Genomic DNA, 15,559 nt, shown 5'->3' on the forward strand with positions numbered 1-15,559 from the left:
TCATTCTTTATTTATGATGAAATGGACTTTCCCACGGGTTGATTCAGATCATTTACATCTTCGCGATCTGACGATGACCGGGTAAAGTGTCGCTCCAGTTTGCGGCTTGCCCACAGGGATATCGCAATAAACAGTAATACGCCTACCCAGCGTATAGGGTGCTCCAGAAATTGTTCCACATTGGAACCGATATACGTAACAGAGAAGATCATGATTGCTTTACCACAGCCCACCGCAAGCAGGAAGGATAACAATCGCATTCGCGCGATACCTGCTGCCACATTAATAATGACAAACGGACCTACCGGGAAGATACTCAGCAGAAAAACATAACTGAATGCATTCCTTCGAATCCATACCATGCTGCGTTGCACACGAGGTTTGCGAGCCCATCGTTCCACAAAAGCGGATTTCCCGATCTCCCGTACGATCAGGAACGTAACGGTACAACCGAGTACCATGCCGATCCATGAATATAAAAAACCTGCCCACAGACCGTATACCGCACCGTTCACGCCCACAATCAACAGCGTTGGAAGCGGCGGTACAAATGATTTCATAAATGTAAGCAAAATTCCCGGTAACGGGCCCAAGGAGCGAAACTTCTCCAGCCAGAAACGAATATTTTCTTCCGTAATATATGACATAATGTCCAATGCTGCGGGGGTCATCTGCATCCATCCAATCTGTACAGTCTACTTTCTAGTGTTGGTTATTCCACACGCAACTTCATCATTCAGACGAATGTCGAATCCGTTTAATCAATCTTCCTCCCAGTATAACGTACATCTTCGATGAACATCGTTGTCAATTTGAAGAAATTATTGCACAGCGAACTGACTTCCCACCGGAATCAAAAAAAGCACACCTCGACCTCTGTGGTCTTGATGTGCTCTTCATATCGAAGCCCCGATTCCATCTTTGGGGGCATATTATCCTTATTCCAGCTGCGCCTCCTGCATTTCCAACTCAATCAGTTCCGCCTGATGTGCAGCATTCCATTCCGGAATGCCTGAACGCATGAACTCTTCGGCATCCATCGCTGCTTTGGACTGGTTGCACAGATTGCAGGCGCAGACACAGTTGAGCGGTGTGGTATGCCCACCTTTGGCACGCGGCAGCAGATGGTCAATCGTATCTCCATACGATCCACAGAAGTAACAGGTGTAGTGATCCCGGGTTAAAATATACCGCTTGAAATCCTTGTTGCTGAACAATCGGCGAATCGTGTATCGATTGACCACCACAGCCGCTTTTTCCTTCACCAGCGTGACCGCAAGCTCCATGTCCACTTCCTGATGCCAACGTCTGCCCTTGTCCGTCTTGCCGCGCATCCGTACCATGCCTTGTCGGTTGGTCCGGAGCGAAGCCGGATCTTCCGGGTCGATGGCCACCGGGGTCGCCGGCGTCTGGCGGCGGGGACGGCCATCCATGCCAGCTGCGTGACTACGGCTGGCATGCGCGGGACGCTGCCCGGTTGTACCACGGGCAGCGTCTTCGCCGCTCGCCTTGGGCGCACGCTCCTTGCGCGCCTGGCGCGGCTTGGACCCTGGCGAGCCAGGCTGGCGCACGGGCGCAGGAGGCCCTGCCTCCGCAGCAGCCCCCAGCGCTTGCCGAGGCTCGCGCCCGGTGGCGGCAGGCTGTGCCTCCGCCGCCGTAGGTACAGCGACCGTGGTGGCATCGCCACGGTCGCTCAGGGCCGGCGCATGGGCCTCAGCAGCTACGCTGCGGGCCTGCCCTGCGCCGGGCACGAGCGCGGCAGCACGCTTGCGGCGCCGCTTGCGCTTGCGCTTGGCTGCGGTCGGTTGAGCCGCAGCCATGGGCTCTGCTGCCTGGCCTTGCGGCTCAACCGGCAGCAGAGCTTGGGCCGCCGCGGTCTGCTCGGCGGCCTGATCTGCAGCGGCTGCTCGCGCGCCAGCCCGCTGTGCAATGCCCTTATCATTCGCAGCAGCACGGCCCTGCGAATGCCCTTCCCCACGCCAGCGCTCGCCTGGCTGTGGATCATCAACCAAGAACTCACCTGCCAAGCCATCACGCTCTAAGCTCGTCTCCGCTTGCTCGTTGCCCGTGAGAATCTCTGCACGTTTGCTCTTCCGGCGTCTTCTCCTCTTCTTCCGGTTGCCCGAGGAAGAGGTTCCTGAAGAAGTCACCAAGTCAGCATGTTCGTGATGTCCATCCTCTGCAGAAGATGACTCTGCCAATGGCGAAGAATCTATACTTCTCATCGGCTCAGTCGTGGAAGCAGATCCCTGCTTCACATGAGTAGTCCGCTCTCGTTCATTCTTCGCTGAGGCAGACGGCCTGTCAGTAACCTCACGGGTCTCCAAGCCATCCTGTTGACGCTCCATCCGTTCATTCATTTGCCCGTTCATGCTTGAACCGGTATCATAATCAGCCTGTCCACCGAGCTGGCGACAGCTGCGACAGGCTCCCCGTCTGGCTCCGGGGCCTGCCCGCTTTCCGGTTCTGCGCCGGAATTCGGACATCGACCGCTGTTGTCCGCAATACATACATGTCTTGGTCAATCGCGTTTCTTGTTCCGTCTTTCCTTGCCGGAAAGGGGCTGGCCCCGTCTCCATGTTGTCACCTCGGTTCCGAATGAATCCGGTTTCTTTCTATTGTATCACATCTGCTCGTGAACACCCTCATGGCCATAGGCCTGATAATCTTTCGAATTGTACTCCTGTGTCTGTTCACTGCATTCGTGAAGAATGTGTTCCACATATTCCAATATATCTTGCATCGGTCTCCCGCATTTTTCGCATGTTGTCATTATATTCACCTTAATCCTGTTATCCATAATGTATTATCGTTCCGCCTTATGATTACCCCTCATACATGAAAAAGAAACACTCGTTCCCCACATCCAGCATAACTGTATAGACGAAAAAACCGCTCCCTGCTCTCCCCTAAGGTCGACCAAGAAACGGTTTATTATTCCTGTGTTGGAAATACATCTTATCAAACGTCCAGTTGGCCCGAGTTCTGTTGTGGGACCAGACGTGGTTTGGGTTTTGGCAGATTGCCAAAGATGACCCATGCATATGGAACAAATCTTGCCGTCAATCCAACGACAATCCACGAAGCGATCAGAGCTACACCGAATCCTCCGGCATACCACAGATGCACTAACCACGATACTCCTGTTTGCGGTGGATAATTCCGATACACCAGCAGGAAGAATGGATGAATCAGATAGATCCCAAAGGACAGTGCCCCAAGCCGATTCAGCGGTTTGACGATCAGCGATGGCCCTTTGCGATAGAGCAGATATGAGATCTGGATGAGCACCAGCGCACAAGCAAAGGTATGCACATTCCAGAAGAATTCATACCACAGTGTGTTATACGTTGCGATCTTCAGACGCAGCTGATAATAGATGTACACATGGCCAAGTCCGGCAATGATCCATACCGCCCAGAGCAGAATCCATGAAGCTACGCGCCCTTTGGTTGCATTGGCCCGACTGATAACGAACCATTGCTTGATTTTAGGGAAATACACCCCGATAAATGCCCCAAGCATGAAATAGGAAAAGTACGAAAACGCCCAGCTTCCCTTATTGGGTACCTGGAACCCATATTTATTACTTACGATGAATGCCCATTGAATCAATAATCCAATCGGTACAGACCATTTCACCACGGAAGGATACTTCTTGAGCAGCCATAACACCAATGGGAATAACAGATAGAATTGCATGTTAATAAACACAAAGTACAGATGCGTATATGCTTTGCCCGTAAACAATTTCGTAATAAAACTTACTGCAGATTCGCCGAACGGTCGGCCCTGATAATGCGTGAAATGCAGGATAACAAAATACATCAATGAAAACAGGAAATACGGAAGCAAAATGTATACAAATCTTTTCTTGTAAAAGTTACTTACGAGTTTCTTGTCCAGGGGACGGGAATAATAGTTATAAAACAGTACAAAACTGCTCATAAAAATAAAGGTTGGCGTACCATATTTCATAAAGATATTAATAAAGTTGTACAGCCAGTAGTAGCCTGAACCCGTCATGTCCACCGTCGCATAGGACGTGGAATGCACGCACAGTACACCGATAATTGCCATGGCACGCACCAGATTCAGCTCTGGAATTCGCTCTCTTTTCAGTGTTTCACTCATGTTTACGTTTCTCCTTCATGTGTTCGTCAATATGTCAGATATGACTTAATACAATAAAGCTCTCTTTCTATTAAAAGCCATAATGCTTAAGATGGGTAGTCCATTTTCTTAACAATTCCTAAATTTTCAACACATTTCACACTATTTTCATGTCTATATATGTAAAAAAGACCGCGAGTACGCGGTCTGTGGATCATCCTGCTCTCAACCAAATGATTGTTGGATCAACCGGATGAGAATGGTAAATTTGGATTTGGGCATGAATCCGCCCCTGACTGAGTCTACTTCCCACGACTCGCCAGAATCTGTTTATACACGTCAATAGCTGCCTGTCTCGATGCCTTCAGATCAACAATGGCATCCTTGCGCGGCTGATGGATGTCCTTGCTATGCAGATCCTTCAATTCAGGCAACCACTTGCGAATATAATCACCTTGCGGATCATATTTCTCGGATTGTGTTACCGGATTGTTCACCCGAAAATACGGTGCTGCATTCTCACCAAGGGAGGCACACCATAACCAGTTACCGCGGTTCTGAATATTGTCATAGTCACGCAGCTTGCGCCTGAAATAGGCTTCGCCCAAGGTGAATGGGCATTGCAGGTTTTTGGTGAGAAACATCGCCGTGAGAATCCGCAGACGGTTCGGCATATGTCCAGTTTCATTCAGTTCCGTCATCGCTGCATCAATAATCGGAATGCCTGTCTCCGCCTTGCACCACCGTTCAAAGTGATCATCATGGAGAGCCGAGAGATCGTACACCTTTTCATATGTAAAATAGTGACTCTCATAGACCGCTCGATACAGATAGAAGTCGCGAAAGCACAACTGCCTGATCCATTCCCCCGCTTCTGCGGTGCGACTCGCCGCATCATACATTTTGCGAATGGATACAGCCCCCACAGCCACGTAAGAACTGAGATGGCTTGGTTCGTAGGCCTCATATTCATCCCGATGATCACCGTATTCAGCAATTCGATCCGATAAGAATTGATCCAGCAGAAGATGCGGGTCCTCATCATCCGAACCACTGGACTCCAGCAACTCTGGAGGTACCCTCATCGCATCCGGCCATTCAATCTGACGATCACTTACTTTCAACTCTGCAACCGTTGTTGCCGAAGGAGGATTGGGATGTTCATTCATGAATTCCACCCACCGCCGATGGAAAGCCGCAAATACCTTATATGGCTCCGACTTGCCTGTAAAATGGGCAAATCCATTCAGATCCATCAGCAGATGATCCGTCAGTTGTGTGAACGTAACCTCGCTTGCCTCACTGACTTTGCGTATGGCCCTATCCCGCTCGATTGCATAGGGCGTCATATCTCGATGGGCCACAATCTCGTCAATCTCACCTTTGAATTCGTTCAGGATGAATTCAACCACTTCAGCCGGTTTGCCATAAGCAACATGCAGTTTTCGTTTGGCTTCAAGATGCTGTCTGCCTAATTCCGCTGCATGCTGCCTGAAATTCACACCGCTGTGTTCCTTCTCTCGGCCTTGCCGCAGGAGGAATGAATCATAGATGAGAACATGCACACTCTCTTCTTGGTGTTCCCGCAAATAATCGAACGCGGCCAGATCATCTGTACGCAAGTCTTTACGGTGTATGAATAGCTTCATGCCTCACCCTCCTACCTGAACTCACGTTTATTGGTTCGTCAGGTTCTGATATAACCTGCTTGTTTCCTGCTCCGGCTGATGTCCCAGATCCTCATTCAGTGTCAATGTGAGCAGCTTTCGAATGAACGGGTGGATCGACCTGGAGTTGAATTTAATATTTTTGTGGCTGATCTTAGATTTTCCAGAACTGTTCAGCCTGCATCCAGCGACGTTTTCTTCATTTTACTTAACAACTTGGGCAAGCTTCTGAACAATCCCGGCCCATCCCTGTTCCATACGTTCGCGCACCATGGCGTGAGCCTGTCCAAACTCAGTCAGTTTATCCGCATCCCAACCGCTGTGAATCAGTGTGAACTCTGTTCCCTCCAGCAGTTCAAGCAGCTGGAACGTCAGTGTCCAGTCTTTCCCCCAGCGAAATGATAACTTCTGTAGCGGAAGGACCTCCGTCACCTGACAAGGCGATTGACCAAAGGGGCCTGCTTCCAATATAAATTCATGACCTTCTACGGGTTCCAGATTCCCTGGCATGAACCAGGTTCCCAGTCCTTGCGCTGTCGAGACCATCTCCCACACTTTCTCTACAGGTGCATGAAGCAAAAGTTCCTGCCGGATATCCGGTAATGCACTTGATGATGATTCCACTCGTATCGCCTCCTTGGATATATATCATTCATTTGTTTGAGTTTTGAAGATACATGTCAAACCGATTCGTATATTATATAATTGGAACATATTACATAAAAGGTGCGTGATTCCTATGATAGTCTGCTCTGAAAAATCCAATTCCAACCGTTACCGGAAGGGATAATCTTAATGACTTCCCTTCCACGTTTTCAATCAATTCCATTTAAATGTGGGGGATACCTATACCATGTCATTCCGTTATTATGGTCCATTATGCACCGCCGTTTATGATCTAACGAAACCCGTGGGACACTCCTTGGGAGGAGACATTGAATTCTATCGCCATTACCTTCGAGGCTGCAAAGGACGTATCCTTGAAGCCATGTCTGGTTCTGGCCGAGTGCTCATTCCTTTGCTTGAAGCTGGGCTGAAAGTAGATGGCCTTGATTACTCAACAGATATGATCGACTCCTGCCGTTCTCGTTGCAAGGAGCGGGCATTGGCCATGCCTGAGCTGTTCGTTGCCGATCTGGAGAAGCTTGATCTTCCTTATCGATACGAAGCTATTATCATTCCCGGAGGTTCTCTGCTCCTCATCCAAGACAGACAGGCGTCGATTAACGCATTGCGTAATCTATTTCAACACCTGGAACCTGGAGGCAAGCTCGTTTTTGATCTGTTTCTGCCCGATGTGACACAGCCCTCTTCGGTAGAAACATCAACCGTACCATTACCCGATGGTGATACGATCACAGTAGAAGTGAAAACCATTGAAGTGAACCTTCTTCACCAGTACAAAGTGAGTCTGATTCGCTATGAACAATGGCATCAGGGCGCTCTTGTTGCTACCGAGATGCAACAACTCAACTTGCGTTGGTACGGCATAGAAGAGTTACGCCTAATTCTCGAACACATTGGCTTCTCCGACATCAAAGTATATGCAGACTTTAACCCGGATCAACCACCCACGCAGTCGAATCAAAAATTCGTCTATGAGGCAACTCGAAGAGCCTAGTCATCATTAATTGGACGTATATGCTTCTCCCTATACAAAATCAGGCCACAGCATAAGGTTAACCCCTGCTGTGGCCTATTTTACTATATAAAATTTGCAATAACACTTACACGAGAACGCAGAGGGCAGAAATAGCCTAAAGAAGCGGAGCTACAAGCTTTCTGCAAGAAAGCTACATCGAAAGCATACACTTCGCCTTTATCCTCAGATTTTCACCTTTGAAAAAGTGAATCAAAAAATCTGAGGATAACAGCGATCGGAAGGTTATTCTGTCATCGGAGTGGCAAGTGTAAATGTTAGTGCAAATTAGTATCCACGAGAATACTGCTCTGCAATGGCGGCTTGATCCTTGCTGACACCCATTTCCAGAGCCGCATGGTTCGCCCAATAGGGATCGCGCAGCATACCTCTGCCAACCGCAACCAGGTCCGCATCCCCGTTGCCAATAACTGCCTGAGCCAGAGCTGCATCCTCCAGCATCCCCACTGCGATAACAGGAACGTTCAATTCTTCACGGAAACGACGGGCAAATGGCAATTGGTAACCTGGATAGTTGCCAGGTTTCCGTTGTCCGGAAGGCCCTTCACCGCCTGAGCTGATATGGAACATGTCCACGCCTGCGTCCTGGTAGGCACGGGATATCTTAATCGCATGCTCGATGTCATATCCACCATCCGCGTATTCTACAGCCGAAATCCGCAAAATGAGCGGCATACCTTCCGGCATTTCCTTTTTCACAGCACGAATGACTTCAACCCCGAAATGGGACAGATCCTGCCCATATACATCCTCGCGATGGTTCATCAGTGGAGAATGGAACTGGTGAATAAGGTACCCATGTGCGCCATGCAGCTCAATGGCATCCACTCCCGCCTGTACTGCGCGGCGAACACCGTCTGCGAATTTCTGTACCATGGCTTCTACCTCTTCCGTACTCAAAGCACGAGGTTCCTTGTACTTTTCTCCCGGGAATGTGACCACCGATGGGGCAACAGGTTGCTCTGCATCCTCTGCTTTTCGTCCCGCATGTGCAATCTGAATAGCTACTTTGGAGCCGTAAGCATGCATTCCATCGACCAGTTTGGCGAAGGCAGGGATGTGCTCATCTGACCATATTCCCAAGTCATTGTCCGTAATGCGGCCATCTGGGTCCACATCCGTCATCTCGATGACAATCAGTCCTGTGCCTCCAACCGCACGGCTCACATAGTGAACTTGATGCCAATCGTTTGGAATGCCATCTTTCGCCGTCACGGAATATTGGCACATCGGTGCCATGACGACACGGTTATTTAATTGCAAATTTTTAAATTGATAGGGGGAAAATAATTGCTCATTCATTTATGCTGCATCTCCAGTCCATTTTCATGATATATATAAAGCCTTACTTATTTGTCCAAGTCCGAAAACAGTTTCCCATTCTTGCCGTAAATACGTTCAATCAACTGACGTTTCTGCTCCGTCGTCTTGCCCTCCAGTACCTTAACGGTGATAAATGGCATGTCTTGAACACATCCTTTCTTCATCATTTATTATGAACCTGACGTATAGAAACACAAGTACGTACATTTTTGTGCCTTGGTACCCTTTTTGATACCTAGTCATCCTCATATTTCGATTCTGCCCCATTCTGGAAATGACTGCAAAACATGATATGATAACCATAGAGATACGCAAGAATTCTATACCCAATTCACATAAGTTGTGACTAACGGTTACACGATAACGGAGAGGGCAGAAATGACCTGGAGAAGCGGAGCTAAGAGCTTTCTGAAAGAAAGCTCCTTCGAAAGCATACACTTCGCCTAAAAGCTTTCTGAAAGAAAGCTGCATCGGAAGCATACGCTATCCTCAGATTTTCACCTTTGTAAAAGTGGATCAAAAAATCTGGGGATAACAGCGATCAGAAGGTTATTCTGGCCTCGTAGTGGATCAGTGTAAAACAAGTAGTTCAACTTATATACTACTCAAGCTAAGGAGAGATTATAGATGAAAGATATATTAATTCAAAGACTGAGTACTTATGTTCGGATGGATACCCAATCCGATGAAAATAGTGAGACATGCCCTTCCACATCCGGCCAGTTGGAATTGGGCAAACTGCTCGTGGAAGAATGTAACTCCATTGGTCTACAGGAAGTAACAATGGATGAGAACGGTTATGTCATGGCTACATTACCGTCCAATACTGACAAGGATGTTCCCGTGATTGGTTTTCTGGCTCACCTTGATACAGCGACTGACTTTACAGGTAAAGATGTTAAACCGCAGGTTATCGATAACTATGACGGTGGTGACATTGTTCTGCACTCGGAACTGGACGTTGTGCTGTCCAACAAGGATTTCCCGGAACTCCACGAATATAAAGGCCACACGCTGATTACAACGGACGGTACAACGCTGCTTGGGGCAGACAATAAAGCTGGCATTGCCGAGATTATGACGGCGATGGCCTATCTGATTGAGCACCCGGAAGTGAAACACGGTAAGATTCGGGTTGCATTTACCCCGGATGAAGAGATTGGCCGTGGACCCCACAAATTTGACGTAGCTGCTTTTGGAGCCAAATATGCTTACACGGTCGACGGCGGACCCCTTGGCGAGCTGGAATACGAGAGCTTTAACGCAGCTGCCGCCAAAATTACAGTACGAGGCACCAATGTGCATCCCGGAACAGCAAAGGATAAAATGGTGAACTCTCTGAAAATCGCGATGGAATTGAATCGACGTCTGCCTGCAGAGGAAGCTCCCGAATTCACAGATGGTTATGATGGGTTCTACCACCTGTTGACCATGGAGGGGGATGTTGAGCTGACGAAGATGAGCTATATCATTCGTGATTTTGACCGGGAGAAGTTTGAAGACCGCAAAACGAATCTGCTCCATATCGCAAACGAACTGAAGACCAAATACGGAGAAAAAAGCATCACTGTAGAGTTGAATGACCAGTACTATAACATGCGTGAGAAAATCGAACCGGTACGTCAAATCGTAGACATTGCCCATGAAGCCATGACCCGACTGGACATCGAACCGGTTATTCGCCCCATCCGAGGAGGCACAGACGGTTCCCAGCTATCGTATATGGGCATGCCAACACCGAATATATTCACTGGCGGTGAGAACTACCATGGCAAATTCGAATATGTATCGGTAGACAATATGGTTAAGGCAACTCGTGTCATTGTAGAGATCGCTCAATTGTTTGAGCAACGCGGCAATATCTAATTCGCTTGAAGCGTGATGCACCAAGAGCACCCTCTGGTATATTCCGGAGGGTGCTCTCTTGGTTGTGCCTTAATGTATTTTATTATGTCGTGTCGTATAGATACATCGGCTTGGCCTTTATTTTTAAAAGCCATCACTCATATATATTGCCTCCCGCGATGGCGCGTAGCTGTTCCAGATCACAGATCACAAGCTTTCGCTGCACTTTGCGAATAATATTTCGATTACACAGCTCATGAATGACCCTGTTGAGATGTCTGTAGCTGGTACCCAGCATATCCGCCAGTTCTGTCAATTTGGAGGTCTGAATCTCTTCCGATGAGGACTCGTTCGGGTCCATTGTGGACAACAGATAGCTGGCAAATCGGCTCTCTACCGGATATAACATATTCAGACTGGACAGGTTGGAGAAGGTGTACAACTTGTGCGTAACTTGACTGAGCATGAAGTGAAGAAATTTGGGATTCTCTGCATACGTATTCTGGAGAGAGCGATAGCTAATACCAAGCAGCAGACTTTTGCTCACAGACTCTACCGTATTCTTGGCCTCCTTGCCATTAACCAGCTCCAGATCGCCCACGAGCGCGAGTGGTGTACTGAAACGGAGCAACAGAGACTTGCCGTTAGGCAGTGTGGTATAGATCTTGAGCTTACCCTGTACGAGAAAATACAATCGTTCGGGGCGCTGACCTTTGGCACAGATCAACTCGCCCTTGGCAGCCTCCAGCAGTCTTAACTCCGCGAGTGCAGGCTCGTCCAGCACGTGCTCCAACCCATTCTCACGTGCGAGCTGACGCACAAGTCCAAAGTCCATGATTTCTTTCATATCGACTCCCCCTCCGTTGCCCTATATAACGTACACAAAAGGACACATGTCCTATATTTGATATACATCCGTACAAATATCTTGATATAAAAATAGTTACAACTAACACTTATATCCAATAAATCATTTTAGATGGGAAATATTTTAAGATTTAATCATAAAATGTTCATTCTTTTAACAGAATGCCGTTCACGAAAAGCCATTTCTATCCGATGAAAGATAGAGCATTCCATAGACCGTTAATATAATACATTCAAATATTGAAAGGATGGACTTCTTCCATGAACGTAGTAGATGCCCTGCTTAAAGTAATGCCTTATATCAAATTGATCCTTAGAGAACCAGCCAGTTTAACTGTATATGATCACGAAAAGGTATTGGATGTTATTACCACCGATAAGTTTGACCTTGGTTTTGAAAAGGGAATGACACTCTTGGAATCGTATCAAAACTTTGCCATCTTAAAAAATGGAAGAGAAGCTACTCTCTCTACTCTCTCCAAGGAAGTTTATGGTATCGAACTGGATATTTTGAACATTCCGATCTTTGATGATAACCAAAAAGTTGTTGCTGTTTTCTGTGTATCTTATGACCAATCTAATCAGAACCAACTCGAAGACATTATACAAGAAAATCAAACCATCAATGGTAACCTCGTTGATATGGTGCAGCATGTCGCGGCTCATGCCGAAGAATTGCAAGCCACCAGTGAGCAGATTCTGGAAAACACACGACTTGCTGTTCAGAATTCTTCCCAAATCAACAAGGTAGCCGGGTTCATTCGCGAAATCTCCGAACAAACGAACTTGCTTGGCCTGAATGCTGCCATTGAAGCTGCCCGTGTTGGTGAAGCTGGTGCCGGCTTCGGTGTGGTTGCATCCGAAGTACGTAAGCTCTCTGTGGATGCCAAACAAGCCACAAGTGATATCGATACCAGTCTGAGAGATGTACAACAGGTGATCAAACAGATGGAAGTTGAAGTGTCCCAGATCGCTGCCTCTTCACAGGAACAAGCAACGCTTGTATCCTCCTTCACGGATGTGATTGAGAAACTCAATGAAACAGGCGAGCGAATGAAAGCTCTGTCTGAACAACTGATTAGCTACTCGATTAAAAACTAAATCACAATGTATCTATAGATGATCTTCGGCTAGTCCGAGGAGCCACCAAATATATATGTAACAAACAGGACTCGGGTTGCCCAATGATGGATAATCCAAGTCCTGTTTATTATGTCCATTTGTATGAACTAACCTAATTCAGCTCCATCTTATTTCACCACATGGGTTGATTTATCCCCAATAACTTCTGCTTCGGATTCCCAGCACTCCACCTCACCCGGAATATGGATGCGGTCCCGCGTAAAGATCGGGTCACGACCTTCGGCTTTCTGTTTCTTGTAATCCTTCAGTGCTTCAAAAGTCACCTTGGAGAGCATCAGAATAGCAATCAGGTTCACCACAACCATGAGCCCCATGAACAAGTCTGCCAAATCCCATACCAGCTGCACCTTGGCAACCGCACCGAAAATCACCATTGCGATAACGCAGATGCGGTATACCCACAGCCAAACTTTGTTGGACTTGATAAACTCAATGTTGGTTTCACCATAGTAATAGTTTCCGATTAACGTACTGAAAGCAAACAGGAACACCATGACCGCCAGGAATCCCGATGCCCATGAACCCATATGCACACTTAAAGCAGCCTGGGTCAATTCAATCCCCCCCAGATCAGAACCTTTGTACACCCCTGATAGTAATATAATCATGGCTGTACTTGTACAAATGATAAGCGTGTCCGTCAATACGCCAAGAGCCTGAATCAGTCCCTGTTTAACCGGGTGTGTTGCATTTGCCGTCGCAGCGGCATTGGGTGCACTACCCATCCCCGCTTCATTGGAGAACAATCCGCGTTTGACACCGTTCATCAGTGCAGCACCCAACGTACCGCCAGCGACCTGTTCAATGCCAAAGGCACTTTTGACGATCAACGCGATCATGGCTGGAAGCTGGGTAATGTTCGCCAGCACCACAAAAGCCGCTACTCCAATGTACAATACGGCAAGCACCACGACGATGTACTCCGATGCTTTCGCAATCCGTTTGACACCGCCCATAATAATTCCTGCAAATATCACAGCCATAATGATCCCCACCGTTAACCGATCTGTACCGAATGAGTTTTCGAATGCGACAGTAATCGTATTGGATTGCACCGCGTTAAAGACCAAACCGAATGATAGCGTAATGAGAATGGCAAATAAAATCCCCATCCAGCGTTTGCCCAACCCACGTTCCATATAATACGCAGGACCCCCACGAAAACCGCCCTTATCCTTCACTTTATAGATCTGAGCCAGCGTGCTCTCCACAAAACTGGAGGCTGATCCGATAATTGCAATGATCCACATCCAGAATATAGCACCAGGTCCTCCCAACGCGATGGCCAGTGCAATACCTGTGATATTCCCGGTACCTACGCGCGCTGCCATGCTGATACAGAATGCCTGAAAAGGTGTGATTTTACCCGGTTCCTTGCTTTTCGGCTCTCGAAGCACCTTCACCATATCTCCAATCATGCGGAATTGCATGAATCGGGTCTTGGTGCTGAAGTATATACCACATACTACCAAAAGTATAATTAACACTTTGGACCATAGAAAATCATTGAAAATGACGACAATATCTTGTATTGTTTGCTCCATCGGTATGCCCCCTTATAGGTGTATTTCACGTACAGAGATGGGGTCACATGAAAAGTTTGTACCATTCTGCACAACTCTTGCCCCAGACTTAGGGATGTTACTTATACTACAGGCACATCTACGAAAATCGACAAATACCTACATGCAATCTCTACATTTATTTTAAAAATGGGCATTACCAACCAATTGTTGTCATTTAACCTAACATGTCAGGTTCTATGCAAGAAGGAAAGGAACGATTACACTGGAACGAGAGTTCGCCGAGGAGTTAAACGTCTTTACCATCGATTTATCAATCCCACCATTCGCAGAGAAAGGAGATGACGGACATGCGTTATTTTATTGTGGATGACGATCCTGGCGTTCGTTCCATGCTAATGGATATTATTGAGGATGAAGGACTTGGCGATATTGCCGGAGAAGCGGAAGATGGCGCACATATTCATGCGGAACTGTTGGAGCTGCATAAGGTGGATATCCTGCTGATTGATCTGTTGATGCCACAACGGGACGGGATTCAGACCGTGCGTGCGCTTGAAGGAAGGTTCGAGGGCAAGATCGTCATGATCTCCCAGATCGAGTCGAAAAATATGATTGGAGAAGCCTATTCACTAGGCATTGAATATTATATTACGAAGCCGATTAACCGGCTGGAGATTCTGTCTGTTCTGCGGCTGGTAGGCGAAAGGTTGCGCATGCAGCAATCCATCGCAGATATTCAGCGGACATTGCAGGGATTGTCCGGATTGCGCCCCGCTGAGCGTACTGCTACTCCGGTTCCAGATCGAACGATTACTACAACAGGACATTTCTTGCTGTCTGAGATGGGCATGATTGGAGAAGCTGGCAGCAGGGATCTGCTGGACATGCTGGAATACCTGGAGCAGGTGGAGACAGAGGAACATAAATTGTCTCCCTATACGTTCCCTTCCCTCAAAGACATCTTCCAGAATGTAGCCATTCGCAAGCTGGGATACGATGCCCCACTCGCTGAGGTGAACAAGGAGATTAAGGCGTCGGAACAACGTGTCCGCAGAGCCATCTTCCAGACCCTGAGCCATGTGGTTTCCCTGGGACTAACAGATTATACACATCCCAAGTTCGAGAACTATGCATCCAAATTTTTTGATTTCACCGAAATCCGCAAGAAAATGCTGGAGCTGCAAAACAATGTGGAGCCTTCCCTGTCCCAGACCCGCATTAATACGAAAAAATTCGTACAGGTATTATATTTGGAAGCCAAACGATTGCTGCATTAAACAGATTGATGATGGATACGATGCAAAAACAAACGGGCATGAATACTACGCCAATATGGTACCCCTCTTCAACTGAGGCTGTCCATTCCGGATATATTCATGCCCGTTTGTACGATCAGGCGTTACTCATCTATGTGA

At 47.6% G+C, this 15,559-nt stretch carries 13 protein-coding genes; 4 read left to right on the plus strand and 9 right to left on the minus strand.

Annotated features, from left to right (window positions below):
* Positions 1-11: 11 nt before the first annotated feature.
* The 5 genes from AC1S8V_RS29085 to AC1S8V_RS29105 all read right to left on the minus strand — a co-directional run bounded on the left by AC1S8V_RS29085 (position 12) and on the right by AC1S8V_RS29105 (position 6,404).
* Entirely contained in the window at positions 12-647 is a 636-nt protein-coding gene (locus AC1S8V_RS29085) for a TVP38/TMEM64 family protein (RefSeq protein ID WP_482071760.1), read from the minus strand.
* A gap of 291 nt (positions 648-938) precedes the next feature.
* Complete coding sequence (locus AC1S8V_RS29090; RefSeq protein ID WP_482071761.1) at positions 939-2,579, minus strand: HNH endonuclease; 1,641 nt, start codon at positions 2,577-2,579, stop codon at positions 939-941.
* Positions 2,580-2,961: 382 nt separating this feature from the next.
* Positions 2,962-4,134, minus strand: coding sequence for an acyltransferase (locus AC1S8V_RS29095; RefSeq protein WP_482071762.1), 1,173 nt, complete (start codon positions 4,132-4,134; stop codon positions 2,962-2,964).
* A 281-nt stretch (positions 4,135-4,415) separates the two neighbouring features.
* Positions 4,416-5,762 (minus strand): cryptochrome/photolyase family protein, encoded by a 1,347-nt coding sequence (locus AC1S8V_RS29100; RefSeq protein ID WP_482071763.1) that lies wholly within the window; start codon positions 5,760-5,762, stop codon positions 4,416-4,418.
* A 222-nt stretch (positions 5,763-5,984) separates the two neighbouring features.
* Positions 5,985-6,404 carry an SRPBCC family protein gene (locus AC1S8V_RS29105; RefSeq protein ID WP_482071764.1) on the minus strand — a complete coding sequence of 140 codons (420 nt, stop codon included), beginning with the start codon at positions 6,402-6,404 and terminating at the stop codon, positions 5,985-5,987.
* A gap of 229 nt (positions 6,405-6,633) precedes the next feature.
* Between AC1S8V_RS29105 and AC1S8V_RS29110 the strand changes: the two genes are divergently transcribed.
* A complete protein-coding gene (locus AC1S8V_RS29110) occupies positions 6,634-7,401 on the plus strand; it encodes a class I SAM-dependent methyltransferase (RefSeq protein ID WP_482071765.1) in 768 nt (255 codons plus the stop codon).
* Positions 7,402-7,707: 306 nt separating this feature from the next.
* Here AC1S8V_RS29110 and AC1S8V_RS29115 read toward each other — a convergent pair whose 3' ends face one another.
* Complete coding sequence (locus AC1S8V_RS29115) at positions 7,708-8,742, minus strand: NADH:flavin oxidoreductase/NADH oxidase (RefSeq protein WP_482071766.1); 1,035 nt, start codon at positions 8,740-8,742, stop codon at positions 7,708-7,710.
* Between the two features lie 47 nt (positions 8,743-8,789).
* Positions 8,790-8,903 (minus strand): tautomerase family protein, encoded by a 114-nt coding sequence (locus AC1S8V_RS29120; protein ID WP_482071767.1) that lies wholly within the window; start codon positions 8,901-8,903, stop codon positions 8,790-8,792.
* A gap of 487 nt (positions 8,904-9,390) precedes the next feature.
* Between AC1S8V_RS29120 and pepT the strand changes: the two genes are divergently transcribed.
* Positions 9,391-10,629, plus strand: a complete 1,239-nt coding sequence (gene pepT, locus AC1S8V_RS29125) for a peptidase T (RefSeq protein ID WP_482071768.1) — start codon at positions 9,391-9,393, stop codon at positions 10,627-10,629.
* A gap of 133 nt (positions 10,630-10,762) precedes the next feature.
* Here the strand turns inward: pepT and AC1S8V_RS29130 are convergent, their stop codons facing one another.
* The gene (locus tag AC1S8V_RS29130) at positions 10,763-11,455 is read right to left on the minus strand and encodes a Crp/Fnr family transcriptional regulator (protein ID WP_482071769.1); all 693 of its coding nucleotides are present in this window, start codon (positions 11,453-11,455) and stop codon (positions 10,763-10,765) included.
* A gap of 662 nt (positions 11,456-12,117) precedes the next feature.
* Here AC1S8V_RS29130 and AC1S8V_RS29135 point away from each other — a divergent pair.
* A complete protein-coding gene (locus AC1S8V_RS29135; protein ID WP_482074611.1) occupies positions 12,118-12,576 on the plus strand; it encodes a methyl-accepting chemotaxis protein in 459 nt (152 codons plus the stop codon).
* Between the two features lie 149 nt (positions 12,577-12,725).
* On the opposite strand, the gene AC1S8V_RS29140 is transcribed toward AC1S8V_RS29135, so the two are convergent.
* The gene (locus AC1S8V_RS29140) at positions 12,726-14,162 is read right to left on the minus strand and encodes an alanine/glycine:cation symporter family protein (RefSeq protein ID WP_482071770.1); all 1,437 of its coding nucleotides are present in this window, start codon (positions 14,160-14,162) and stop codon (positions 12,726-12,728) included.
* Positions 14,163-14,491: 329 nt separating this feature from the next.
* Between AC1S8V_RS29140 and AC1S8V_RS29145 the strand changes: the two genes are divergently transcribed.
* Positions 14,492-15,421 carry a response regulator gene (locus AC1S8V_RS29145; RefSeq protein WP_482071771.1) on the plus strand — a complete coding sequence of 310 codons (930 nt, stop codon included), beginning with the start codon at positions 14,492-14,494 and terminating at the stop codon, positions 15,419-15,421.
* Positions 15,422-15,559 lie beyond the last annotated feature (138 nt).

The organism is Paenibacillus sp. B46(2026) (assembly GCF_056786355.1).

Coding starts and splice junctions, on each gene's coding strand:
- AC1S8V_RS29135 (WP_482074611.1), top strand. CDS start 12,118: ATGGTGCAGCATGTCGCGGCTCATGCCGAAGAATTGCAAGCCACCAGT.
- AC1S8V_RS29120 (WP_482071767.1), bottom strand. CDS start 8,903: ATGCCATTTATCACCGTTAAGGTACTGGAGGGCAAGACGACGGAGCAG.
- AC1S8V_RS29130 (WP_482071769.1), bottom strand. CDS start 11,455: ATGAAAGAAATCATGGACTTTGGACTTGTGCGTCAGCTCGCACGTGAG.
- AC1S8V_RS29140 (WP_482071770.1), bottom strand. CDS start 14,162: ATGGAGCAAACAATACAAGATATTGTCGTCATTTTCAATGATTTTCTA.
- AC1S8V_RS29090 (WP_482071761.1), bottom strand. CDS start 2,579: ATGGAGACGGGGCCAGCCCCTTTCCGGCAAGGAAAGACGGAACAAGAA.
- pepT (WP_482071768.1), top strand. CDS start 9,391: ATGAAAGATATATTAATTCAAAGACTGAGTACTTATGTTCGGATGGAT.
- AC1S8V_RS29085 (WP_482071760.1), bottom strand. CDS start 647: ATGTCATATATTACGGAAGAAAATATTCGTTTCTGGCTGGAGAAGTTT.
- AC1S8V_RS29145 (WP_482071771.1), top strand. CDS start 14,492: ATGCGTTATTTTATTGTGGATGACGATCCTGGCGTTCGTTCCATGCTA.
- AC1S8V_RS29100 (WP_482071763.1), bottom strand. CDS start 5,762: ATGAAGCTATTCATACACCGTAAAGACTTGCGTACAGATGATCTGGCC.
- AC1S8V_RS29110 (WP_482071765.1), top strand. CDS start 6,634: ATGTCATTCCGTTATTATGGTCCATTATGCACCGCCGTTTATGATCTA.
- AC1S8V_RS29095 (WP_482071762.1), bottom strand. CDS start 4,134: ATGAGTGAAACACTGAAAAGAGAGCGAATTCCAGAGCTGAATCTGGTG.
- AC1S8V_RS29115 (WP_482071766.1), bottom strand. CDS start 8,742: ATGAATGAGCAATTATTTTCCCCCTATCAATTTAAAAATTTGCAATTA.